23 protein-coding genes are annotated in these 23,508 nt (G+C 31.9%); 8 read left to right on the top strand and 15 right to left on the bottom strand.

The window, feature by feature from the left end; all coding sequences use genetic code 11:
- Nucleotides 1-37 precede the first annotated feature (37 nt).
- Together plsY and LQ688_RS10405 are read left to right on the top strand one after the other, a co-directional pair.
- Nucleotides 38-616 (top strand): glycerol-3-phosphate 1-O-acyltransferase PlsY, encoded by a 579-nt coding sequence (plsY, locus tag LQ688_RS10410; RefSeq protein WP_016999584.1) that lies wholly within the window; start codon nt 38-40, stop codon nt 614-616.
- A 13-nt stretch (nt 617-629) separates the two neighbouring features.
- Entirely contained in the window at nt 630-929 is a 300-nt protein-coding gene (locus LQ688_RS10405; protein WP_016999585.1) for a HesB/YadR/YfhF family protein, read from the top strand.
- A gap of 55 nt (nt 930-984) precedes the next feature.
- Here the strand turns inward: LQ688_RS10405 and menI are convergent, their stop codons facing one another.
- The 3 genes from menI to LQ688_RS10390 form a co-directional block, all read right to left on the bottom strand.
- Nucleotides 985-1,431: a 1,4-dihydroxy-2-naphthoyl-CoA hydrolase MenI gene (gene menI / locus LQ688_RS10400; protein ID WP_016999586.1), complete on the bottom strand. Its 447-nt coding sequence runs from the start codon at nt 1,429-1,431 to the stop codon at nt 985-987.
- A gap of 100 nt (nt 1,432-1,531) precedes the next feature.
- Nucleotides 1,532-4,237 (bottom strand): aconitate hydratase AcnA, encoded by a 2,706-nt coding sequence (gene acnA, locus LQ688_RS10395; protein ID WP_070045238.1) that lies wholly within the window; start codon nt 4,235-4,237, stop codon nt 1,532-1,534.
- A gap of 294 nt (nt 4,238-4,531) precedes the next feature.
- Nucleotides 4,532-6,157: a BCCT family transporter gene (locus LQ688_RS10390; protein ID WP_214269859.1), complete on the bottom strand. Its 1,626-nt coding sequence runs from the start codon at nt 6,155-6,157 to the stop codon at nt 4,532-4,534.
- Between the two features lie 195 nt (nt 6,158-6,352).
- On the opposite strand from LQ688_RS10390, the gene mscL reads away from it, so the two are divergent.
- Nucleotides 6,353-6,712 carry a large conductance mechanosensitive channel protein MscL gene (gene mscL / locus LQ688_RS10385; protein WP_016999589.1) on the top strand — a complete coding sequence of 120 codons (360 nt, stop codon included), beginning with the start codon at nt 6,353-6,355 and terminating at the stop codon, nt 6,710-6,712.
- Between the two features lie 376 nt (nt 6,713-7,088).
- Here mscL and LQ688_RS10380 read toward each other — a convergent pair whose 3' ends face one another.
- The 3 genes from LQ688_RS10380 to sbcD form a co-directional block, all read right to left on the bottom strand.
- A complete protein-coding gene (locus LQ688_RS10380) occupies nt 7,089-7,709 on the bottom strand; it encodes an SCO family protein (protein ID WP_214269858.1) in 621 nt (206 codons plus the stop codon).
- A gap of 97 nt (nt 7,710-7,806) precedes the next feature.
- On the bottom strand, nt 7,807-10,830 hold the full coding sequence (gene sbcC / locus LQ688_RS10375) for an exonuclease subunit SbcC (RefSeq protein WP_239724884.1): 3,024 nt from the start codon (nt 10,828-10,830) through the stop codon (nt 7,807-7,809).
- Nucleotides 10,830-11,957, bottom strand: a complete 1,128-nt coding sequence (sbcD, locus tag LQ688_RS10370) for an exonuclease subunit SbcD (protein WP_218688584.1) — start codon at nt 11,955-11,957, stop codon at nt 10,830-10,832. The genes sbcC and sbcD overlap by 1 nt, the downstream gene beginning before the upstream one ends.
- 69 nt (nt 11,958-12,026) lie before the next feature.
- Between sbcD and LQ688_RS10365 the strand changes: the two genes are divergently transcribed.
- Entirely contained in the window at nt 12,027-12,539 is a 513-nt protein-coding gene (locus LQ688_RS10365) for a DUF2621 domain-containing protein (protein ID WP_276325830.1), read from the top strand.
- Nucleotides 12,540-12,557: 18 nt separating this feature from the next.
- Here the strand turns inward: LQ688_RS10365 and LQ688_RS10360 are convergent, their stop codons facing one another.
- The 6 genes from LQ688_RS10360 to sosA all read right to left on the bottom strand — a co-directional run bounded on the left by LQ688_RS10360 (nt 12,558) and on the right by sosA (nt 16,988).
- Nucleotides 12,558-13,031 (bottom strand): CcdC family protein, encoded by a 474-nt coding sequence (locus LQ688_RS10360; protein WP_026023651.1) that lies wholly within the window; start codon nt 13,029-13,031, stop codon nt 12,558-12,560.
- 34 nt (nt 13,032-13,065) lie between these two features.
- Nucleotides 13,066-13,752, bottom strand: a complete 687-nt coding sequence (locus tag LQ688_RS10355; protein ID WP_016999595.1) for a cytochrome c biogenesis CcdA family protein — start codon at nt 13,750-13,752, stop codon at nt 13,066-13,068.
- Between the two features lie 182 nt (nt 13,753-13,934).
- Complete coding sequence (locus LQ688_RS10350; RefSeq protein ID WP_016999596.1) at nt 13,935-14,165, bottom strand: YneF family protein; 231 nt, start codon at nt 14,163-14,165, stop codon at nt 13,935-13,937.
- Between the two features lie 204 nt (nt 14,166-14,369).
- Entirely contained in the window at nt 14,370-16,358 is a 1,989-nt protein-coding gene (tkt, locus tag LQ688_RS10345) for a transketolase (RefSeq protein WP_016999597.1), read from the bottom strand.
- 83 nt (nt 16,359-16,441) lie between these two features.
- Nucleotides 16,442-16,678, bottom strand: a complete 237-nt coding sequence (locus LQ688_RS10340; RefSeq protein WP_016999598.1) for a DUF896 domain-containing protein — start codon at nt 16,676-16,678, stop codon at nt 16,442-16,444.
- A gap of 79 nt (nt 16,679-16,757) precedes the next feature.
- Nucleotides 16,758-16,988: a DNA damage-induced cell division inhibitor SosA gene (gene sosA, locus LQ688_RS10335; RefSeq protein ID WP_016999599.1), complete on the bottom strand. Its 231-nt coding sequence runs from the start codon at nt 16,986-16,988 to the stop codon at nt 16,758-16,760.
- Between the two features lie 143 nt (nt 16,989-17,131).
- On the opposite strand from sosA, the gene lexA reads away from it, so the two are divergent.
- Complete coding sequence (gene lexA, locus LQ688_RS10330; RefSeq protein ID WP_016999600.1) at nt 17,132-17,752, top strand: transcriptional repressor LexA; 621 nt, start codon at nt 17,132-17,134, stop codon at nt 17,750-17,752.
- 318 nt (nt 17,753-18,070) lie between these two features.
- Here lexA and LQ688_RS10325 read toward each other — a convergent pair whose 3' ends face one another.
- The 3 genes from LQ688_RS10325 to LQ688_RS10315 form a co-directional block, all read right to left on the bottom strand.
- Nucleotides 18,071-19,087, bottom strand: coding sequence for a CAP domain-containing protein (locus LQ688_RS10325; protein WP_064204994.1), 1,017 nt, complete (start codon nt 19,085-19,087; stop codon nt 18,071-18,073).
- Nucleotides 19,088-19,107: 20 nt separating this feature from the next.
- Entirely contained in the window at nt 19,108-20,085 is a 978-nt protein-coding gene (gene guaC, locus LQ688_RS10320) for a GMP reductase (protein WP_194200753.1), read from the bottom strand.
- A 91-nt stretch (nt 20,086-20,176) separates the two neighbouring features.
- The gene (locus tag LQ688_RS10315; protein ID WP_239724883.1) at nt 20,177-21,127 is read right to left on the bottom strand and encodes a metal ABC transporter solute-binding protein, Zn/Mn family; all 951 of its coding nucleotides are present in this window, start codon (nt 21,125-21,127) and stop codon (nt 20,177-20,179) included.
- Between the two features lie 137 nt (nt 21,128-21,264).
- Between LQ688_RS10315 and rpmG the strand changes: the two genes are divergently transcribed.
- The 3 genes from rpmG to LQ688_RS10300 all read left to right on the top strand — a co-directional run bounded on the left by rpmG (nt 21,265) and on the right by LQ688_RS10300 (nt 23,505).
- Nucleotides 21,265-21,414 carry a 50S ribosomal protein L33 gene (rpmG, locus tag LQ688_RS10310; protein WP_026023653.1) on the top strand — a complete coding sequence of 50 codons (150 nt, stop codon included), beginning with the start codon at nt 21,265-21,267 and terminating at the stop codon, nt 21,412-21,414.
- Nucleotides 21,415-21,610: 196 nt separating this feature from the next.
- The gene (locus tag LQ688_RS10305; RefSeq protein WP_239724882.1) at nt 21,611-23,053 is read left to right on the top strand and encodes an amino acid permease; all 1,443 of its coding nucleotides are present in this window, start codon (nt 21,611-21,613) and stop codon (nt 23,051-23,053) included.
- Between the two features lie 137 nt (nt 23,054-23,190).
- Nucleotides 23,191-23,505, top strand: coding sequence for a hypothetical protein (locus tag LQ688_RS10300; protein WP_016999604.1), 315 nt, complete (start codon nt 23,191-23,193; stop codon nt 23,503-23,505).
- The last annotated feature ends 3 nt before the right edge of the window (nt 23,506-23,508 follow it).

Genomic DNA, 23,508 nt, shown 5'->3' with positions numbered 1-23,508 from the left:
AAACTATTAGTACCTGCTAACAAAGGAGTGTTTTATAATGACATTTGTTGTTATTATACTTAGCTACTTGATTGGATGTTTCCCAAGTGGCCTCGTGTTAGGTAAATTATTTTATAAAAAAGATATCAGAAATTTTGGAAGTGGCAATTTAGGTGCTACTAATACTTTTAGAGTATTAGGTAAAAAAGCTGGATTTATCGTAATGTTTTTAGATATTTTCAAGGGATTCATTGTAGTTTTCTTCCCAATATGGTTTAATTTAGATATTCCTAGTATTTTTATAGGAATGTGTGCCGTTGTCGGTCACGTATTCCCAGTGTTCTTGAAATTCCGTGGTGGTAAAGCAGTAGCAACAAGTGCTGGTGCAGTATTGGGTGTTCATCCGATATTACTCATCGTACTTGCAATTATATTCTTTGCTATATTATTCCTAACTAAATATGTATCATTATCTAGTATGGTTGCAGCGACGTTTTGTGTTATAGGTGCAATTATAATAGGCGATATACCATTTTTAGTTATTTCAATCGCGATATTCATCATATTATTTGTAAGACATCGATCAAATATCGTGCGCATATTTAAAGGGAATGAACCAAAAATCAAATGGATGTAAAGGAGAATGCACTATGAATTTAGAAATTACAGATAAAGCAGTTGAATGGTTTAAAAATGAATTAGAATTCAATGAAGACCAAGCGTTAAGAATATTCGTGCGTTATGGCGGTGAATTTCAACTCAAGCAAGGTTTTTCACCTGCATTCACTGTAGAACCTTTAAATTCATCTGAAGTTGGGTTTAAAGACGAAAAAGATAACCTTCCATTCTTTATTGACGAAAAAGATTTATGGTACTTTGAAGATAATGATTTACTTATCGATTTAAATGATAACGAAGAAATTAAATACGAAGCTAAAACTTCAAAATAAACTATAAAACAAGCAGATAAACGTCGCTTTAAGGCGATTTATCTGCTTTTATTTTTTATAATTTTCGATCAATACCTTGTTCTGTTTCTTCTTTAATTTTTAAGTAAGCTTCATGCCATTCTGGGAAGCTTTTATCTAATCTAATTGGTCTATTTGTACCTTTTTTCAAACAAACATGCGTTGTTGAACCTGTACTCACAATTTCCCCATCTTCATTCAATATTTCGTATGAATAAATTGACCTAATTGGTGAATAATGCGATATCCACGTTTTAATGATAACTCTCTCAGGATATGTAATAGATTTTTTATATTTAATATTTAAATCGACTACTGGTGAGATGATACCTGCCTCTTCCATATCTGCATAGCTGAAGCCAGCTTTGTAAATATAATCTGTACGTGCAACTTCTAACCAAATTGCGTAATTTGCATGATATACGACGCCCATTTTGTCTGTTTCTGCATAACGTACATCTATTGGTGTTTCACTATAAATCATTTTGTATAATCCCTCTTTCTAAATCGCTATCCCTAATATCATAACATATATAAAACGAGTCTGAGACATAAATGAATGTCTCAGACTCGTTTTTCTGAGTTTAAGCTAATTTATTTCTTAATACCATTTGTAGAATACCACCGTGTCTATAGTAGTCAATTTCTACTTCTGAGTCGAAACGAGCTAACGCTTCAAATTCAGTGACTTTACCGTCTTCATCAGTAGCTGTTACTTTCAGGATATCACGAGGTTTTACACCTTCGTGTAAGTCTACTGAAATAGATTCTCTACCAGTTAAACCTAAGCTATCAGCTGATTCGCCTTCTTTAAATTGTAATGGTAATACACCCATCATAACTAAGTTTGAACGGTGAATACGTTCATAACTTTGAGCGATAACTGTTTTAACGCCTAGTAAGTTAGTACCTTTAGCAGCCCAGTCACGTGATGAACCCATACCATAGTCGTTTCCTGCTAACACACATAAGCCGATACCATTCTCTTGATATTTCATTGAAGCATCATAGATAGGCATGATTTCTTCTGTTGGCCAATATGTTGTAAAGCCACCTTCAGTACCTGGAGCTAATTGGTTCTTGATACGAATGTTAGCAAATGTACCTCTCATCATTACTTCGTGGTTACCACGACGAGAACCGTATGAGTTGAAGTCTCTAATTGCTACACCATGATCTTGAAGGTATTTACCTGCTGGTGTATCTTTACCGATTGCGCCTGCTGGAGAAATATGGTCAGTTGTTACTGAATCACCAAATTTAGCCATAACCCTTAAATCTTTTAGAGGTTTAATATCAGCTGGTACAGTTGATAAACCTTCGAAGAATGTTGGGTTTTGGATATATGTTGATTCTGGATCGAAATCATACAATGGTTGATCTGTTGTTTCAATTTGATTCCATACTTCGTTTGATTCAAATACTGTTTTATATTCTTCACGGAATAATTCAGGTGTTACAACTGAAAGTACAGTATCTCTTACTTCTTCAATTGATGGCCAGATTTCTTCTAAGTAAACATCTTTACCATCTTTATCTTTACCGATTGGATCATGTTGTAAATCGATATTCACAGTACCTGCTAAAGCATAAGCTACTACTAATTGTGGTGATGCTAAGTAGTTTGCTTTAACTAACGGATGAATACGTCCTTCGAAGTTACGGTTACCAGATAATACTGAAGTAACAAGTAAATCTTCGTCTGCAATTGCTTTTTCAATTTCAGGTAATAAAGGACCAGAGTTACCGATACAAGTCGTACAACCGTAACCAACTAGATTAAATCCTAATTCGTTCAGATAATCTTGTAAACCAGCATCTCTTAAGTATCCAGTAACTACTTTTGAACCTGGAGCTAGAGATGTCTTAACGTATGGAGGAACTTTTAACCCTTTTTCGATTGCTTTTTTAGCAACAAGTCCAGCACCTAACATTACGTATGGGTTTGAAGTGTTTGTACAAGAAGTGATAGCAGCAATAGCTAAATCACCAGTTGTCATAGTAGTCTTCGTACCATCATCTAGTTCGATATCTACAGTTTTATCAAATTCAGATTCATCAAAGCCGTGACCTTGGTTACCTGCTGGAGCAGTTACTGAATCTACGAATGATTTTTTCATATCGCTTAATTTAATTAAGTCTTGAGGACGTTTAGGTCCTGATAATGAAGCTTCAACTGTAGCTAAGTCTAAGTCAACAACATCAGTATATGTTGGATCAACTTTTTCAGCTTTGAAGAACATATTATTTTCTTTTAAGTATTTTTCTACTACTTGAACTTGTTCTTCTGTACGGCCAGTCAAACGTAAATAGCTTAGAGATTCTTCATCTACTGGGAAGAAACCACAAGTCGCACCATATTCAGGCGCCATGTTTGCGATAGTAGCTCTATCTGCTAGTGGTAATTTTTCTACACCTGGACCAAAGAATTCAACGAATTTACCTACAACGCCTTTTTTACGTAACTCTTCAGTAACACGTAATGCTAAGTCAGTTGCAGTTGTTCCTTGTGGAAGTTCGTTCGTTAATTTAACACCTATAACGTCAGGTACCGGGAAGTAAGATGGTTGACCAAGCATACCAGCTTCAGCTTCAATACCACCAACACCCCAACCTAGAACACCTATACCATTGATCATAGTTGTATGAGAGTCAGTACCAACTAAAGTATCTGGGTAAGTCACTAATTCATTTTCTTCTTCTCTAATGTGCACGACGCTTGCTAAGTACTCCAAGTTTACTTGGTGAACAATACCTGTTGCAGGTGGTACAGCACGATAGTTATCGAACGATTTAGTAGCCCAATGTAAGAATTGGTAACGTTCAATGTTACGTTCAAATTCTAATTTCATGTTCATTTCTAAAGAAGATGGTAAAGCGTAACTATCAACTTGAACTGAGTGGTCAATAACTAAATCAACAGGAACTTCTGGGTTAATTTTAGATACATCTCCACCTACATCATCCATTGCTTTACGTAAAGAAGCTAAATCTACAACTGCTGGAACACCAGTGAAATCTTGAAGAATTACACGTGATGGTTTGAATGGTACTTCAGCATCTGCATCATTTGATTTACCCCATTTAGCTAAATTCATAATGTGTTCTTCTTTAATAACATGTCCGTCATACTGTCTTAAAACTGATTCTAATAATACACGGATAGAATATGGTAAATTATCAACATTAGTAAGACCTAATTCATCTAATGTATTTAAGCTGTAGAACGTATAATTTTTACCGTTCAATTCAAAAGACTTTTTAGCTTGTTCTTTTAAACTTGAGCTCATTTTTTGTTCCCCCTTTAATTTGTACATCAAAATGCTTCATATACAATTGTATAATCAAAACTTAGGTAAAACAACACTTTCACCCTAAAAATCATTATATTTACCATTCAAGTTTTTGATACGCAACCATAAGTTTTACTTATGCATAATAGTTTATACATAAAAATTAGTTATTAAATGAGAATGATTATCAACTCTTTACGAAATTTATTTTAGAAATAATATAATTTTTATAATAAAAAAACACCTATCAAATAATCACTAATGTGAAATTTGATAGGCGTTTTTAATTGATTAGTCTTCTAATTCTCTTTCTAATCTTCTTTGTTCTTTTAATTCTTGTTCGTATTCACGTTTTGATTTTTCAACGTATTCTTTCATACGATGTTTATTTGGTGTAATAGATAAACCAAGGTATTTACGTTCTTGGTTAGCATCTTTGTAAAACGCTATAATCATCATAATTATGATGAAACTAAATGGAAACGCGGATATTATGGCGGCTGATTGCAATGCGCCTAACCCAGTGTCACCACCAGAGAATAGCAACACAAATGCGATTAATGATTGAGCTACACCCCAAACAATTTTAATTCTACCAGCTGGCTCTAATGAACCATAAGTTGTTTGCATACCTAAAACGAATGTAGCTGAATCGGCTGAAGTAATAAAGAATATACAAATTAATGCCAAGGAAACAAGCGATAAAAGCATGCCCATAGGCAATTCATTAAATACTCCAAACAATTGTGTTTCAGTTGTCATTTTAAATATTTCAGGTGTTTTCTTACCAACTTCAATACCTGTAACTCCAAATACACTGAACCAAATGAAGCTGACGATTGTTGGTACTAACATAACGCCTAAAATAAATTCACGAATTGAACGTCCACGAGATACACGTGCTATGAATATACCTACGAATGGACTCCAACTCATCCACCAGCCCCAATAATAAAGTGTCCAATCATTTAACCACGCACTCTTTTGCTCATTTAATGGTGCAATATCGAAACCATTAAATAAGAAACTATCAAATAGAGCTCCAGTTGATGATGTAAACATATTTAAAATTAAAATAGTAGGACCGATAATTAAAGTAACAATAAGTAATATACTTGCTAAAATAAGGTTTAAATTACTTAAATATTGAATACCTTTACTTAGACCACTCCATGCACTTGCAAGGAATAAGACAGTTACAATAACAATGATAATACCTTGAACTACGATATTATTCGGAACACCGAATAAGTATTCTAAACCACCATTGATTTGTAGAGCACCCATACCTAGTGAAACAGCAACCCCTACTACTGTAGCGAATACTGATAACACATCGATAAATGTTCCAATTGGCCCATCTACTTTGTCACCTAATAAAGGTCTAAGCGTTTTAGATAATAGACCTGGCTCACCTTTTCTAAACTGAGCATAAGCTAACGCTAATGCTACTACTCCGTAAATTGCCCACGCATGAAAGCCCCAATGTAAAAATGTAGATCTCATTGATTCTGTCATTGCAGCTTTACTTTCCGGACTAGCTGTTGGTGGTGAGATAAAGTGTGACATAGGTTCAGCAGCACCATAGAATACTAAACCGATACCCATACCAGCACTAAATAACATAGCAAACCATGAAATTGTATTAAATTCAGGTTTATCTTGTGGTTTACCTAATTTCAGTTTACCTATTGGGCTAAAAATAATAAATACACAGAAAAATACCATCAATATAGTAATAATCATATAATACCAACCAAAGTATTTAGATATCCAAGCACTGATATCAGCAGTTATACCGCCAAATTGAGTTGGAAAAATAGCACCGAGTGCTACGATAATTCCTACTACTATTGCACTAAATGTAAACACATTTGATATTTTTCTACCATTTGGATATTTATGTACGTTCGACATCGCACTACTCCTTTCAAATACAAACTCATAATTGTTTATTCCCGTTTAAATTATTTTTAACCTAATAAATTTAAAAAATAATTTTAACAAAACAGCAACTTCAATACTTTACCAAATATCAAGTTTTAAATCAAATTCACTATTTCAATTTTTGCGTGTTTAAGGTATTATTATGACGACGAGGAGGTGTTTAATATGTCATTATTAAAAGAATTTAAAGATTTTGCTTTACAAGGTAATGTTTTAGATTTAGCAATCGCCGTTGTTATTGGTGCAGCCTTTAACAAAATTGTTACATCTTTAGTAGAGAACGTAATCATGCCATTAATTGGTCTTATTTTTGGTGAAGTAGACTTCGCTGAAAAATGGTCATTAATGGGTATTAAGTACGGTTTATTTATTCAATCGATTATTGATTTTATAATCGTGGCATTCGCTTTATTCATCTTTATTAAAATTGCAAATACTGTTATGAGAAAAGGTGAAGAAGAGGAAGAAATCGACGAACAAACTGTATTACTTACAGAAATTCGCGACGCTTTACGTGAAAAGTAAGTTTTACATATACCATTTGAGGCTGAGACCATTTTTATTGTGTCTCAGCCTCTTCTTTATTTCCTTTTCTTACAAAACGTGTCAATAACACTACTCTTGTTGTCACTTCTCTTCAAACGTGTCAATAACGCTATCCTTGTTGTCATTTCTCTCAAAACGTGTCAATAACGCTATCCTTGTTGTCATTTCTCTCAAAACGTGTCAATAACACTACTCTTGTTGTCATTTCTCTCAAAACGTGTCAATAACGCTATCCTTGTTGTCACTTCTCTCAAAACGTGTCAATAACGTTATCCTTCAATTTATAGATTCCAAAAATAAAAACCCCTAAATCTTAATATTACTAACGATTTAGAGGTTTATTTAAATATGAATTTTAATCTTCAATTGGGCCTTCTTCAACTAATGTCTTAACATCAGCTACGATTTCTGATTTAGGGAATTTCTTATCCCCAGCATCTTGACCACTATATGTTTTAATAATTTTTCCATTCTGATCAACTAAATAGAAACTTGTACCGTGTGTTACTTGGTTACTACCTTTTGGTGGTGGCGCTACAATTGATTTAAAATTATCTTCTGCATATTGCTTAATAAATTTAAAGTCATAATTCGTTACTAGCGTCCATTTTCCATCAGGTACATTATATTGTTTAATATAATCTTTTAATTTTTTAGGTGTATCTTTATCAGGATCTACACTAAAACTGATTACGCCATAATCTTTCACACCATCTTTTTCTAATTGGTCAATTACTGTACTCATATTATATGTCATTGGTGGACAAACTGTTTCACAATCAGTAAATATAAAATCGGCTATGTATACTTTACCTTTCATATCTTTTTGTGAAAATTTATCGCCATTTTGATCAGTGACGTTAAAAGATTGCAATTTGTTGCCATACTGACTCTCGGGTTCTATTGCATTGTTACTACAAGCACTAACTATCAAAATTATGGTAGCGAGTAAGCCAATAAATATTCCCTTTTTCATCTAAACACTCCCAAAATTTGCTATTAATTAAAATATATCAAATTAAAATTACAACTTAAACACATATTTTCATTAATTTATGTCTTTGCTGTGTCTTTTAGTTAACCGTAAAAGAGGTTGTGCTTAAAAATCCATTTTTATTTACATTTAAAATAGTTGGGATTCTAGTTTTTAATTCTGAAACGTGGGAAATGATGCCTACTAACCTTCCAGACATTTGTATATTGACGAGTGTATCCAGCGCTGTTTCTAATGTTTCTGCATCTAACGTTCCAAATCCTTCATCTATAAACATTGATTCTAAGTGCACAGCACCCGCTTCTTGCTGCACTATATTAGATAATCCTATCGCTAAAGATAGTGACGCTTGGAACGTTTCTCCACCTGATAACGACGTTATATGTCTCGTTCTATTAGAAAATCTATCGAACACTTCTATTTCTAATCCGCTTAACCCCATAGACTTTTCTTTTTTACGTACAAGTTGATAACGATTGTTGGTCATTTTAACAAATTGTTGATTTGCGCTATCTAATATATGGTTTAAATAGTAAATGAGTACGTAGTTTTCTAATGACAATTTCTCACTATTCTTACCGTTCATCACTCTAGATAGTTCAATCATTTCTTCTTGTTCTTGTAAATCTCGTTCTATTTTGGCTATTATCTTTTGAATAGCGTCTCGTTTGTCTTTATTTTGATCAACTTTTAATTGTAATTGTGTGTTTAATTTCGTCATTTCTGCTTCTAATTCTTTAGCAGCATTTAATTGAGAAATGATGTCTTCTAAATTTGGTACATCACAATCTTTAACTTTTTCAGTTAATTCTTTTACATCCGCTTCTAACTTAATATATTTCTTATCAAATTCTGTTACTTCAACTTCATACTCATCAATTTTATTCACACTTAATATAAGTTTATCTAATTGTTCGTATGACTCTATTTGTTGCTTATCCATTTCACTTTCTAAATATGACTTAATAGACGCTACTTGTTCTTCAAGCATTTGCCTTCTTTCGCTAATAGAACTTAGTTTGTACTCTATTTGGTACAACTTCTCTTTATATTCATTTACTCGAGACTGTAATGTTTCTAATTCTTGATCATAACTTTTAATTTCATTTTCAAACGATTTAAATTGTTTACTAAAGTCTTCTATAGATTCAAATTGAGTTTCTTTATTAAAATAATCCATGTTATGTTCATAATTCTTGATTTCATTTTGAATACTATTACTATTTATTTCATCTTGAGATAAGCCTTTTTCTAAATCGTGCATTTCTTGTTTCATTTTTTGGCTACGTTGTCTACTATCTCTCAAGTCCGCAATTTCTTTTTGTATTTTTCCTAAATCATCGTTTACAGATTGTATTTTATCCGAAACTGATTCAATATCATTTAATTTCTTAAGCTGTGATTCTGTATTGTTTTGTCTTTCCTTATATACGACAATATCATTAGAAATTTTTTGATGCATTAGTTTAATTTCATGCTGTTCTTCTTTTTCTTTTCTTAATGAATCAAAATCTATATCACCGTTTAAGTTCTCTATGTTGGAACCACATATAGGACAAGCATCACCTTCATGCACATGCTTTTGAATTTTCAGTATTTCATCTTCTACTGTTAATACTTCAAATGCATCTGACTCTTTCATGCTTTGTTCAATATTCTTTTGTTGTTGTTCTAACTCACCTAGTTTTGATTCAATCTCTTTCTGAGTTGAAATAAGTGTTTCCTTTTCTTGAAATTGATTTTGTGTATTTTCTAATTGCTGTAATTCAAGTTTTAAAGATTCTTGCTGTTTTAATTTATTTTGTTCTGCTTCATCATCTGCATCTATATTTTTTAAAGATTCTTGCAATGTTGTAATCGAATTTGTCTTCTGAGTTATCTCTTCTTTTAACTTCTCTAGTTGTTTTTTCGCTTCAGGTAAATGTTCTTTACTATCATAATACTGTTCTATGCTTGTATAGATATGATTTGTCTTATTAATAAATGCTCTTTGCTTATTAATGTCCTCTTGGCTTTCAAACTTTTTACTTAACTTGTTGTTATAAAATTCAAATTGACTGTGAACTTCTTGCTTTTCTGTTTTTAATTCTTCGTGTTGCTTCTCAGTTTCTTTCTTGTTAATTTGTTTCTCTTTTAATTGATTATACTGATGCGTAATATTTTGTACTGTTTTTAAATACCTTAATTGTTCTCTTAAGTTATTAATATGCTCAACTTGTTCGTTAAGCATATTTAACTCATGTTGTTTTTCTTGTAATGTATCAAAGTTTTGTTTAATGACCTTCTTATCTTCATATTTCTTTTCTAAATTTTTAACGATTGTTTCTTGTTCTTTTAATTCTTTCAACTGATAGTCTAATTTTTCTTTACCTATTTCTTCATACTGTACTAATGCATTTTCCACTTTCTTATAGCGATGGCCTTCTATATCTTTTAGTTCTTTTAATGTTTCGTGATCGAAGTCATGTAAATCTGATAAGCATTGAGAAATTTGCTGATAATGACTTTCTATTAAAGCAATTTCTTTCTTCATCTCTTCTCCTAATTGTTCTTGCAATGCTTCGAAACGATCACTATCAAATAATGTTCTTAAGATACTTCTCTTCTCTGTACTATTTGAAATTAAAAATTGCTTAAACTCCCCTTGAGGTAATATTAAAATTTGTCTAAATTGTTTAACGTTCATATGCAATATATCATTCAAATATTGATTACTTTCATTTATCGTACTCGTCTGTAAAGACCATTCGCCGTCTACTTCTTTATACACTTCCACAGTAGAATTTGTTGGATTCTTATTTCCTTCTTTTATATATTTAATTGTTCTAACCACTAAATATGATTCATTTTTAATTTTAAATTCAAATTGCACTTTACTCGGTAATTTAGGATCTGCAAAGTGACTTCTTAAATCCACTTTATCTCTTGAATGGGTAGATGTCTCTCCATACAAAGCATATACCATAGCATCAAATATCATCGTTTTCCCAGAACCTGTTTTACCACTTATTAAAAAGAGTTGAGATTTTGATAAATGGTTAAACTCTATCGTTTCATTAATAAACGGTCCAAAGTATTGCATGTTTAAAGTAAGGGGTCTCATTATTCATCAACTCCTTTATTGATTGCTTTTTCAAGTAATTGAACAACCTTTTCTTCTTTAATACCAGATAACTCCTCATCTGTTACATGACTATAAAATGACTTTATGATTTCTATATCACTTAAAGCATGAACATCTAATTGAATTTCATCTTCTTTCACTTCATAATCTTGTCTAGATATTTGTAATGTATTTGGATATATAGCACGTATCTTCATAAGTGGATCCGTTACATGATCCATATTCGTCAATTTAAAATGAAAATAGTCTTCCTGATTTTGAATTGTAATATTTTCATGTATAACATCTTCATAAGACGCTTGAACAACATGAAAAGAACGTTTAGGTGTTAGTGGTATAAAGTTTTGCTCAAAACTACTCTCGCTATATTCAAACAACCTATAGCCTTTAGCTTGGTTCTGTTCAGAGAATGAATATTGCATTAACGAGCCTGAATAAAATATATAATCTGATTGAATCGCAAATGGATGATGCAAATGTCCTAGCATAACAGTATCAAAAGACTTAAAAGTTTGAGCGCTAACTGTTTCAATCGTCCCTATTGATAGTGGTCTTTCAGAATCACTTGATTCTCCTCCAGCTACGAATAAATGTCCTACGAGTATATTCGTTTTACTGTCATCCATCACTTCTTCCATATGTTTAACGATATAATCAGTAGCTTCTTGGTGTGTATGTATGTCTTTATTGCCAAATGCTTGCCTTATATCAGCAGGCGTGAAATACGGCATAACGTATATATGGATATCATTCATTTCTACTGGTTTAAACATGTCATGATAATCTGTCATAATCTTTAATCCTGACTTAGCAAACCATTTTTCACCGTAATTCAATCTTTCTTTCCCATCATGGTTACCACTTATAGCGATTATTGACGTATTTAATTCTAAATTAATCTTAGATAACGCATCTTCCAACACGACCATTGCATCTTTACTTGGATAATGTAAATCATATAAATCCCCACTTATGATTACAATATCCGGTTTATGTTCTTTTACTGCTTCGTATAATTGTTCTAATACATATTTTTGGTCTTCTAATAATGACTGGCCGTTTATAGTTTTTCCTATATGCCAATCAGCTGTATGTAAAATTTTCATATTCTATCACCTTTCAAAATATTTGTTAGACAGGTTTATTTGCTTCATTTATACTAGTCATAAGGAGTGATTTCATTGAGTAACGTATTTATATTCTTTATTGTCCTATGGTGCATAGTTTTTATTTCGTTACTTGCTATTGGCGGATTCTTTATGTTTCGAAAATTCTTAAAGCGCATGCCTAAAGATGATGGCATGAGTGAACTCGATTGGCAAGATTACTATATCCACAAAGCCTTGCCTTTATGGAATGATGAAGCAAGATCATTATTAAACGAATTAGTGTCTCCAGTACCAGATCTTTTTAGAGACGTTGCTAAAGAGAAAATCGGTGGACGTGTATCTAAAATCGCGCTAGAAGAACATGCTACTTCGATTGAACTCGATCATATCATGAGGGGATATATCGTTGCTACACCTAAACGAGATCACAAATTTATGAAGAAAAAGCTAACAGAACTTAATATCGATTATACACCATATTTGCCATTGTTCGAATTAGCAGACGATGAAAAAAACAAGTTTTCTATATTTGATCATGCAGAAGAAATTTCAAATGCAAAAACAACGCACACTCAATAAATGAGTAGTGCGTTGTTTTTATTTTACAACACTTATTTGATTACGTAATTTCTTATATTTAAAGTACATAGATATTCTCCAAGGAACAATCATACTAAATGCCAATAAGAAAAACATACCAGCTAATTGGCCCGGATCGATTGAATCACTCAATACAAACTTACCTACAGTTCTTATAATCAATAAAGAAATAAGAATTACTGGAAATAATTTTGAACGTTTCATATATATTTCAGAACGTTTAATTTCAAAGTTGGATGTGAATATAAGAAATAATGAAAAGAAAAGACCTACAATGATCGATTCAATTATTTCAGCACCTGTTAGTCTGAAATAAGGCACTACGTACATAAGTGCTCCAGTAGCCATAAAAAATGGTGGTAATATAATCTTTCTAGTATTTGTTGGATAATTTTGTGCTTTCATTCTTACAACTATAACGGCTAAGCTCATTAAAGCTGCTATAAATACTGAAAAAAGCAAATACATGATTAAAACCCCTTTAAGTTCTAAATATCATTTGTGTTTATTCCAAACCCAAAGATTGGAAAAATATTGTTATGTCAGTTAATAAATCAAAGAACAATAAAATTCCCATAATTATCATAATTATACCACCAAACTTCATGATAGCAACATTGTACTTCCTAATTATTTGTAATTTTGTTATAAAGAAAGTTAATACGAAAAATGGAATGCTAAATCCAAGTACATACAGTAGCATATATAACATCGCTTGGGATGAATTTGTTGCTGCTAACGTTCCAATCGCAGCTATAATCGGCCCGTTACACGGCGTCCACCCAGCTGCAAAAGCCATACCAATTAAAAACGTACCAATAAAACCTGAAGGCTTTGCTTTAAAATTAATTTTTCTATCTTTCATTAAAAATTGTGGCTGGAATACACCTAAAATGATTAATCCAAACACAATAATGATGATTGCTCCTACTTGTCTTATTAATGTTTGATAATTTATAAACAAGCCAGATATGTATCCTATGCCCATACCTAAAATCATATAGATCAAACTAAACCCTAACAAAAAGATAATAGTATGTAATATTGCATTACGACTTAGCCCTTTATTTTTTAAATCATCGTAACTCATACCTGTAATGTATGACACAAAAGCAGGATATATAGGTAGAACGCAAGGAGAAACAAAACTTAATATACCTGCACCAAAAGCAACAAAAACTGTTAATTCCATTATATCCCCCCTCACTATTATTTCCATTTTATCAAATTTATGCGTCATTAAAACGATTTATTTTGAACAATAAGTGAAAAGTTATTAAAACTAAGGTTTAATTATACTAAGTTTAACAAATAAAAAGGGACCACATCACTTTCAAGAAGTGTCGCAATCCCTTTAACATCAATGTATATAAACTACTTGATTTTTTGATCCATGTTTTTGTTCATCATTGTCATCATTTGGTTTATTTTCTTTTGAGATGGTTTTTGACCCATTTGCATCATCATCATTCGTAACATTTCCTCATTGATAGGTGGATTCTTTTTCAAGTAATCCATCATATATTTACGCGCAAGGAAGAATCCTAGAGCAATCCCACCGATTAATGCCACGATGATTAAAAGTATTGCTAACCATGTTGCCATTATTTCACCCACTTTCTGTATCCTCTAAAAGTTTACTAAATTAAAAAGATTTTATCAAGATGAAACTTAATGTTTCAAAATTAAAAAGGGAGCGGGACAGAAATCTCATTTTGCTAAAAAGATTTCACAGCCCACCCCGGCAAAGATGACTAGGAATAAAACAGTCCAAGACATTTATATATGTCTCGGACTGTTCAGTTTAAATTAGAAACTTAATACTGTGTTTAATACGTTTTCTTTAGTGAAACCGTATTTTTCAACTACTAAGTCTCCAGGCGCACTAGCACCGAATCTATCAATACTAATTACTTTACCTTCTATGCCAACATATTTGTGCCAACCTAATGATGATGCCATTTCGATTGCAACACGTTTTCTTAATGTTGGAGGTAAAACAGTAGCTTTATATTCAGGGTCTTGTTGATCAAATGCATGCCAGTTTGGTAATGATACAACTTGAACGCCTTTACCTTGAGCTTCAATATCTTTAGCTGCATCTACTGCTAGAGATACTTCAGAACCAGAAGCTAATAATAGATATTCAGGTTCTATTTCAGAACGGTAAACAATATATCCACCTTTACGAACGCCTTCTTCTACTTCAGCTTCTTTAACATCTAAAGCTGTTAAGTTTTGACGCGTTAATACTAATGCTGTAGGTGTTGATTTAGATTCTAAAGCAATTTTCCAAGCAACTCTTGTTTCATTTCCATCTGCTGGACGAATAACATTTAAGTTTGGAATAGCTCTTAAACCTGATAATTGTTCAACTGGTTCATGTGTAGGACCATCTTCCCCAACAGCAATTGAATCATGCGTAAATACAAATGTTGAAGGAACACCCATGATAGCTGATAGACGAAGTGCTGGTTTTAAGTAGTCACTGAATACGAAGAATGTCGCACCATAAGGTTTAACACCGCCATGCGCTGCCATACCATTTACTGCTGCTGCCATACCGAATTCACGAACACCAAACCAAATGTTACGTCCTTCTGGTGTTTCATCATTAAAGTCTGGCTCATCTTTAACGTTTGATTTGTTAGATGACGCTAAATCTGCTGAACCACCAAAGAATGCTGGTACAGATTTACTTAATGCTTGAATGATATCACCTGAATCAGCACGTGTAGCACTACTGTTTCCAGCTTCATATACAGGTAAGTCTTTAGCATAGTCTTCTGGAAGTTCATTAGAAATTGCTTGTTTGAATGCTTCGCCTAATTCTGGGTTAGCTTTAGCATACTCTTCAACTAATTCATTCCATTTTGTTTCATGCTCATTTGCACGAGTTAACATTGTATTGCTGAAAATATCATATACTTCTTGAGGTACGTTGAAACGTTTAGATGAATCTAAACCGTATGCTTTCAATGCCAATTCACGTTCTTCTTCACCAAGTGGCGCACCGTGAGCACCGTTTGTACCTGCTTTGTTAGGAGCTCCGTAACCGATTACAGTTTTTACTTCAATTAACGTAGGACCTTCTAATGATTTAGCCTCAGTTATAGCTTTATCAATAGCTTCTAAGTCATTACCGTCTTCAACTAAGATGTAACTCCAACCGTAAGATTCGAATCTATTTTTAACATTTTCTGAGAAAGCTTTATCTAAATCACCATCTAATGAAATATCGTTAGAGTCGTATAAAGTGATTAATTTATCAAGGTTTAAATGACCTGCTAATGAAGCTGCCTCGTGAGAGATACCCTCCATTAAGTCACCATCACTAGCTAAAACATATGTGTAGTGATCAACAACTTCATAATTATCTTGGTTGAATTTGCCTGCTAAGTGTTTTTCAGCCATAGCCATACCAACACTCATTGCAAATCCTTGTCCAAGAGGTCCAGTTGTAACTTCTACACCATCTGTATGATTAAACTCTGGGTGTCCAGGTGTTTTTGAATCCCATTGTCTAAAGTTTTTTACTTCTTCAAGTTCTAAGCTACCAGAAAGATGTAATAAACTATATAGTAACGCTGAACCGTGACCTGCTGATAATACAAAGCGGTCTCTATTAAAATAGTTTTTTGATTGTGGATTAAAGTTTAAATGCTTTGTCCATAAAGTATATGCCATTGGTGCAGCACCCATTGGTAAGCCAGGATGTCCTGAGTTAGCTGCTTCGATAGCATCGATACTTAATGCACGGATTGAATCTACTGCTAGTTGATCTTTTTCATTAAACATATATTATAGTCTCCTTTATTCTGTTATCCATTATCATTATACATCATAATATTCGGAATATTAATTATTATTACTCATTTTAACTAATTTCTTATATTATTTTTCTTTTGGATTTCTTTTAATTTTTCAGGTGTTACATCTTTACCTTCTGGATCGATAACTTTTGTGCTTTCAATCGTATCTTTAAAGTTACCTCTAAAAGCTTGTAAATATTCTGCACGAAGTTTTGTTTGTTCTTTTGCTTCTTGTTCAGAAAGTCCACTTGTTTTCTTTTTATTTGCTAGCTCATTAATTCTTTCAATCTTTTCTTTACTTAACATTTTATCACCACTTTCCATTTAATTAAAAGATAACAAAAAAAACGAGCAAATCCAAATGGATTTGCTCATATTTTAACGATTAATCTATCGAACCTACCATAGCTTTAGATTTACTTATATGATTTGGTTCTGCATCTATATTATTTGGTTGTTGGTTATCTTGTTGTTTGATTTTGTGATCAGTCATTTCGTACGTCTGTTCTGTTGAATAAACAGCATTAGACTGAGCTAAGTATAAATATCCTATTAATAGAGTCATCAAGAACACTGCTAAATATACTAAAACTGTCTTCTTAATTGTTACTGTCATAACTACTTCCTCCTAGAACGTTTGTTTGTATTTTTATAATAACAGAACAACTGTTCGTAGTCAATGAAAATACGAACAAATGTTTGTTCGAAGGAAACGTATGTGCTATAATAAATTTAAATCAATATTAGGAGCGTGCGACTATGAAAGAATTAACTAAACGTCAATCTGAAATATATCAATTCATTAAACATATAGTACAAACAAAAGGTTACCCGCCTAGTGTTCGTGAAATTGGTTTAGCTGTCGGACTTGCTTCAAGTTCCACTGTACATGGCCATTTATCTAGATTAGAAGAAAAGGGATATATAAAACGTGACCCTACTAAACCTCGTGCAATCGAGATTACCGAGACTGTAGGAGAGAACATTAACCAAGAGAACACCATTCATGTTCCCGTCATAGGTAAAGTAACTGCTGGTATACCTATTACAGCAGTTGAGAACGTTGAAGAATATTTCCCGCTACCTGCTCACTTTACATCAACACATAATAGCAATATCTTTATATTAGATGTTATTGGAGACAGTATGATAGAAGCAGGTATTCTTGATGGAGATAAAGTAATCGTGCGAAGCCAAACAATTGCTGAGAATGGGGATATCATCGTCGCGATGACTGAAGATGATGAAGCTACCGTTAAACGCTTCTACAAAGAAGAATCACGTTATAGACTTCAACCTGAGAACAGTACAATGGAACCAATTTACTTAGACAATGTAAGTGTCTTAGGTAAAGTAGTAGGATTGTTTAGAGAAATGTAAAAAAGCTGTGATGCAAGTGCATCACAGCTTTTTTTATATCATATTCCCTTTATTTGATTATTTGAGCTTTTATTTTTATTATAAAAATCTTTTTATGAAACATCTTTTTTATTTAATAATTCTTTGACACGATCTAAAACGTCAATATCTTTATTATTTATTTCTTTATTTTCCATGTTAAACTTCCCCTTTATATGTTATTCCACCAATCAAATTATTAGAAACAACATGTGTAAAACATTTAAGGAAATATGAAATAATTTTTATATCGTTATTATATCAAAGTTGTTTAGACAATGCACTTTGCTTATCTATTTTCTACTGTTGAGTAATATAGTTTTCAGTCCAATAAGGCTGTAAATCTTCGCCAATATCGACACCTACTCCTAACTCTTTATAATCTTTATTTAAAATGTTCTTTCTGTGTCCCAATGAGTTCATTAGTCCATGATGGGCATAAACACTGCTTATTTGACCATATGCTAAGTTTTCACCTGCAGTTACATAATCAAAACCATCATTGTCTAATCTATCAAATGGAGATAAACCTTGTTTATTCGTATGATCAAAATAGTCGTTATCCACCATATCTGTACTATGCTTACGAGCAGTATGACTTACATTTTCATTATAAGATAATGTCGGTAAATCAAATTGAACGCGCTCTGCATTGACTATATCAAAATTTTGAAGTTCTAATGCACGCTTATATTCATCTGAAGCAGTATGGTACTGATTTGTACGCTTATCTTCAGTTGACGAAGCTACTTGCATAATTCCTTTAATTTGATTGTCTTGATGCTTATCATAAAATATGGTCGTATAAATGTTATCAAATTTGAAAACATCATAATCAGGATCATTTTGAACTAACTTAACTTTATCTTTTTGAATCTCATCTAAAGGTTCACCGAGAATTGAACGAACTTTATTCTTTTTCATTTTACTCGTTATACCTTTTTGAGATGTTATTAAGTCTTGGTTTGTATATAATCCTGTTACTTTGTCATCGTCATAACTGACCATCACAAATCCATTGTATTGGTCATGATATGCATGCCATTTCTCATTATATTCATTAACGGTTACCCGTTTTGGTTTGCCAAGTTTCTTTTCAACTTCGCTTTTCGTTTGATTGATTTGAATATTATTAATCGCAAATTCTTGTTCTTTCGGCGTCTTTAGTTCAACTTTCTTAGTAGTTTGTTCATCTTCAAGTCCTTGTTGAACATTCATCACTTTTTGTTGAATTTGTTTTGATAAATCTGATTCAGGGACTGGCTTGATTAAGGTTATAATCAATAACAATATGAATAAGTAAAATACTTTTTTCAAGTAGTCCACCTCGCCTATTTTTAGTCGCGGTCACCGTTGAATATTGAATTTCGTACAATCACATAGTCTACTTTAGCGATAGATTGTAAGTCTTTGCCACCTGCATACGAGATAGAACTTTGTAAATCTTGTTCGATTTCAATTAAAGTATCTTTTAATGATCCTTTATGCTCGACAAACATTTTTTTACCTTCTACATTTTTACGCTCACCTTTTTGGAATTCTGAAGCACTTCCAAAGTATTCTTTGTATAATTTACCTTCAAGTTCAACAGTTTCACCTGGAGATTCTTCGTGTGCAGCAAATAGTGAACCTACCATAACCATACTAGCACCAAATCTAATTGATTTTGCAATATCACCATTTGTTCTGATTCCACCATCAGCAATAATTGGTTTTCTTGCAGCTTTACTACAATGGTTAATAGCAGCTAATTGCCAGCCACCAGTTCCAAATCCAGTTTTAATTTTTGTTATACAGACTCTACCAGGCCCGATACCAACTTTAGTTGCATCTGCTCCAGCATTTTCTAGTTCACGAACACCTTCTGGCGTTCCAACATTACCAGCAATTACAAATGTTTCTGGAATATGTTGTTTAATGTGCTTAATCATTCTAATAACTTGCTCAGAGTGACCGTGTGCAATATCTATTGTCATATATTCAGGAATTAAATTTTCATTTGCTAATTCTTCTATAAAATCATACTCATCTTTTTTAACACCTACTGAGATAGATGCAAATAAGTTTTTACTTTGCATTTTTTTAATAAATGGAATACGTGCTTTTTCATCAAAGCGATGCATGATATAAAAATAATCATTACTAGCAAACCATTCAGCTAGTTCTTCATTCATCACTGTTTGCATATTAGCAGGTACAACTGGTAATTTAAATGTTTTCGGCCCAAATTTAACAGTAGTATCACATTCAGAGCGACTTTCTACTATACATTTGTTTGGTATTAATTGTACGTCTTCATAATCAAAAATTTTCATATCAATGACCTCTTTCAAAACTATTAATAATAATCCATTAGTTACTATACATGGTTAACATGAAAAAGTAAACGAAATAAGATTATATTTATTAATTATTAAGAGCTTTATCTAAATTCTTGATATTTTCTTCCATTAAAGATTGATATGTGATGTTTTTATTTTTTGCTTCTTCTTTAGTTAATACTTCTAAATTATGAAACTTAAGTGGTTTACTATCAGTATCTTTCTTTATAATATCTGTTACTTTAGAACTTACATTTTGTTCATATAATATATATGGAGATTTTGATTTATTAATCTCTTTTATGATATTTAGAAGTTCTTTTTGACTAGGTTCTTCATTATTCATTCCAGTTACACCTGTTTGTTTAAAATGATAACGATTTGCTAAATATCCAAGAGAGTCATGAGAAATAAATACAGTATCTCGCTTCGTATCTTTTGTGATTTCTTTCATTTCTTTATCGATTTTATCGATATCTGTTATTAGCTTCTTGTAATTCTTTTCATAAGTTTCTTTGTGCGATGCATCTATTTTAACTAATTTATCTTTAATAGATTTAGCCGCTTCTTTATTGGCAATTGGATCAAGCCATATATGCGGGTCATGTTCATTTTCTTCATTATGTGTTGCATCATGTTCATGCTCATGTTCTTCTCCATCTTCATGATGGTGTTCTAATATTTCACTTTCCTCTAAATTAGGAATAGTTTGTAATTTGTGGTCGCCTTGTTTTATTGTAGAGCTAATTTTTTTAGCTACTGGATCCAACTCATCTGAAGAATATACAAATAAATCACTTTTTGCGATATTTAACATTTCTTTTTGAGTGGGTTCGTAATTATGTAAATCAGTACCACTTGGATAGATAGACTCAACATCTACATATTCTCCACCTATTTGTTTAGTAAAACTCTCGTAAGGAAAGTTAGTCGCATAAATTTTTAATTTATCATTACTGTTTGATTTAGATCCACAAGCTGCTAGAAATAAGACAGTAACACATAATACTATTGCTATTTTCGATTTATTTTTCATAAAAGTCTCCTTATTTATATTTATTTTATTATAACAATCTGATGTCCCTATTTCATAGAGTAATTCTATTGCTAAGCATTATATTTTATGATATTATTATAAAACGTAATGATTACTATACAGAAAGGCTGATGAACATGCGTGTAAATATCACGTTAGCATGTACTGAAACAGGCGACAGAAACTATATTTCTACTAAAAATAAACGTACAAATCCAGAACGTATTGAATTAAAAAAATATAGTCCAAGATTAGGTCGTCATACTTTACATCGCGAAACAAAATAATTTCTTATTTATAATAAGATATACGACATTAAAAGTCACTTCATTAATTTGGAGTGACTTTTTTATTATTTCTTTAATTTAATGCTTTAAAGCATTTATGTAATAAAATTTTCATTGCTTATTTTCTGAATAGATAATAAAATATTACTTATATTTAAAATAAGTTAATAGTGAAGTAGAAAGTATGGTGATTTATATGGAAGAAATGAAACGTGGTTTAAAGACTAGACACATTTCAATGATAGCTATCGGTGGTTCTATCGGTACAGGTCTATTTATGGCTAGTGGTGCTGTCATTACACAAGCTGGTCCTGCCGGTGCGTTAATAGCATATGCAATTATAGGTGTGATGCTATATTTCTTAATGACTGCTATTGGGGAGCTTGCTACATTTTATCCAGTTTCAGGATCGTTTAGTGCTTATTCTAGTAGATTCATAGACCCTTCTGCAGGTTTTACAGTTGGTTGGTTATATTGGATTATTTGGGCACTAGTGTCTAGTGTGGATATATTAACAGCTGCTAAAATTATTACATATTGGAATATATTTGACAGTATTGATCCATTTGTATGGAGTATGATTTTTATAGTTATATTGTTCTTATTAAATATATTTACTGTTAAAGCATTTGGTGAAGCTGAATATTGGTTAAGTTTTATCAAAGTTGCAACAATAGTCATCTTCTTAATTGTCGGTGTGCTAATCATCTTTGGTATTTTAGGTGGTAATGAGCCTTTAGGTTTAACGAACTACACATACAAAGAAGCACCTTTTGTTAATGGTATATCTGGTTTCTTAGGCGTATTACTTGTTGCTGGATTCAGCTTTGGTGGTACTGAAGTTGTTGCAGTTACTGCTGGTGAGTCTGAAAATCCTAAAGAATCTATGCCTAAAGCTATTAGACAAGTGTTCTGGAGAATATTATTATTCTATATTCTAGCAATTGCAGTAATAGCAGCAATAATACCTTATACAGATCCATTGTTATTAAACAAAGATAATACAGTAACACAAAGTCCTTTTACAATTGTATTTGATAGAGTTGGTATCGCATTTGCCGCTTCTATTATTAATGCTGTCATACTAACTGCTTTAATATCAGCTGGTAATTCAGGATTATATGCTACAAGTCGTTTGCTTTATTCTTTATCAAAACATAAACAAGCACCAAAAGTATTTAGTAAATTAAATAAACATAACATGCCATTTGTATCACTATGTGTCACAATCGTTTTAATATTCTTATCAATCGTATATGCAACTTTAAATGCTGACGGTTACTATAGATTATTAAATATGCTTGGTGCACTTGTTACATTAGTTTGGTTAATGAGCATCATCAGTCACATTCGTTTAAGAATGGCTATACGAAAACAAGGTAAATCAGAAACTGAAACTTTAGAATATAAAGCACCTTTATATCCTTTAGGCCCTATTATTGTTATTTCAGTTATTGCATTCTTACTAATTGGACAATCATTTGATAGTATCATCAATTTAAATATCCCAATTTTAATTGAATCATTCTTACCTATCATACTTGGCGTTGTTGTTTATTTCATCCATAAATTCATAACAAAAACTAAAGTTATTAAATTAGAAGATATCGATTTATCAAAACACAACTATGATAAATAATGAGTTAATACTACCAACAATACAAATACATTGTTGGTAGTATTTTTTTATACAAAAACAATTGTAACTTTTTCTTATTCCATTATATATAGTATAATAAACATAAATAATTAATAACTCATTAAGAAGGTGAAACAATGACTGGACAAACTAATTTATTTGATGATGTACTTAAACAAGATGAACGCTTTGTTATTGTGGTGCAAAGTGCATTTGATTCTGATTCTCAACTCATAAAAAAGACTTTAAGAGAATATACGAGTTTGACAAGAGAACAAATGCAGTCCTTATTCGATCATTTAAAAGATTTATACTTAAATGAACCTTTTGAAGAAAATCAAGTTTTCTATGATATTACAGTTTATACAAATCAAGATTATGCTGCCGATCAAGTTTATGCACATATAAAAAGAAAAAAATTTAGTCGTGAATGGACGCATACGAGCAAATAAAGG

Origin of the sequence: Mammaliicoccus sp. J-M40 (assembly GCF_022386395.1) — a bacterium.
GTDB lineage: Bacteria > Bacillota > Bacilli > Staphylococcales > Staphylococcaceae > Mammaliicoccus > Mammaliicoccus lentus.
This window is presented reverse-complemented; position numbering and strand designations above follow the sequence as displayed.

Bases quoted from the DNA above. Each gene is read 5' to 3' on its own strand.
- LQ688_RS10380 (WP_214269858.1), bottom strand. From the start codon at position 7,709: ATGAAAAAGGGAATATTTATTGGCTTACTCGCTACCATAATTTTGATA.
- acnA (WP_070045238.1), bottom strand. From the start codon at position 4,237: ATGAGCTCAAGTTTAAAAGAACAAGCTAAAAAGTCTTTTGAATTGAAC.
- mscL (WP_016999589.1), top strand. From the start codon at position 6,353: ATGTCATTATTAAAAGAATTTAAAGATTTTGCTTTACAAGGTAATGTT.
- LQ688_RS10340 (WP_016999598.1), bottom strand. From the start codon at position 16,678: ATGTTAAGTAAAGAAAAGATTGAAAGAATTAATGAGCTAGCAAATAAA.
- tkt (WP_016999597.1), bottom strand. From the start codon at position 16,358: ATGTTTAATGAAAAAGATCAACTAGCAGTAGATTCAATCCGTGCATTA.
- sbcC (WP_239724884.1), bottom strand. From the start codon at position 10,830: ATGAGACCCCTTACTTTAAACATGCAATACTTTGGACCGTTTATTAAT.
- rpmG (WP_026023653.1), top strand. From the start codon at position 21,265: ATGCGTGTAAATATCACGTTAGCATGTACTGAAACAGGCGACAGAAAC.
- LQ688_RS10390 (WP_214269859.1), bottom strand. From the start codon at position 6,157: ATGTCGAACGTACATAAATATCCAAATGGTAGAAAAATATCAAATGTG.
- LQ688_RS10350 (WP_016999596.1), bottom strand. From the start codon at position 14,165: ATGGCAACATGGTTAGCAATACTTTTAATCATCGTGGCATTAATCGGT.
- sosA (WP_016999599.1), bottom strand. From the start codon at position 16,988: ATGACAGTAACAATTAAGAAGACAGTTTTAGTATATTTAGCAGTGTTC.
- guaC (WP_194200753.1), bottom strand. From the start codon at position 20,085: ATGAAAATTTTTGATTATGAAGACGTACAATTAATACCAAACAAATGT.
- LQ688_RS10355 (WP_016999595.1), bottom strand. From the start codon at position 13,752: ATGGAATTAACAGTTTTTGTTGCTTTTGGTGCAGGTATATTAAGTTTT.
- menI (WP_016999586.1), bottom strand. From the start codon at position 1,431: ATGATTTATAGTGAAACACCAATAGATGTACGTTATGCAGAAACAGAC.
- LQ688_RS10315 (WP_239724883.1), bottom strand. From the start codon at position 21,127: ATGAAAAATAAATCGAAAATAGCAATAGTATTATGTGTTACTGTCTTA.
- plsY (WP_016999584.1), top strand. From the start codon at position 38: ATGACATTTGTTGTTATTATACTTAGCTACTTGATTGGATGTTTCCCA.
- LQ688_RS10405 (WP_016999585.1), top strand. From the start codon at position 630: ATGAATTTAGAAATTACAGATAAAGCAGTTGAATGGTTTAAAAATGAA.
- LQ688_RS10300 (WP_016999604.1), top strand. From the start codon at position 23,191: ATGACTGGACAAACTAATTTATTTGATGATGTACTTAAACAAGATGAA.
- lexA (WP_016999600.1), top strand. From the start codon at position 17,132: ATGAAAGAATTAACTAAACGTCAATCTGAAATATATCAATTCATTAAA.
- sbcD (WP_218688584.1), bottom strand. From the start codon at position 11,957: ATGAAAATTTTACATACAGCTGATTGGCATATAGGAAAAACTATAAAC.
- LQ688_RS10305 (WP_239724882.1), top strand. From the start codon at position 21,611: ATGGAAGAAATGAAACGTGGTTTAAAGACTAGACACATTTCAATGATA.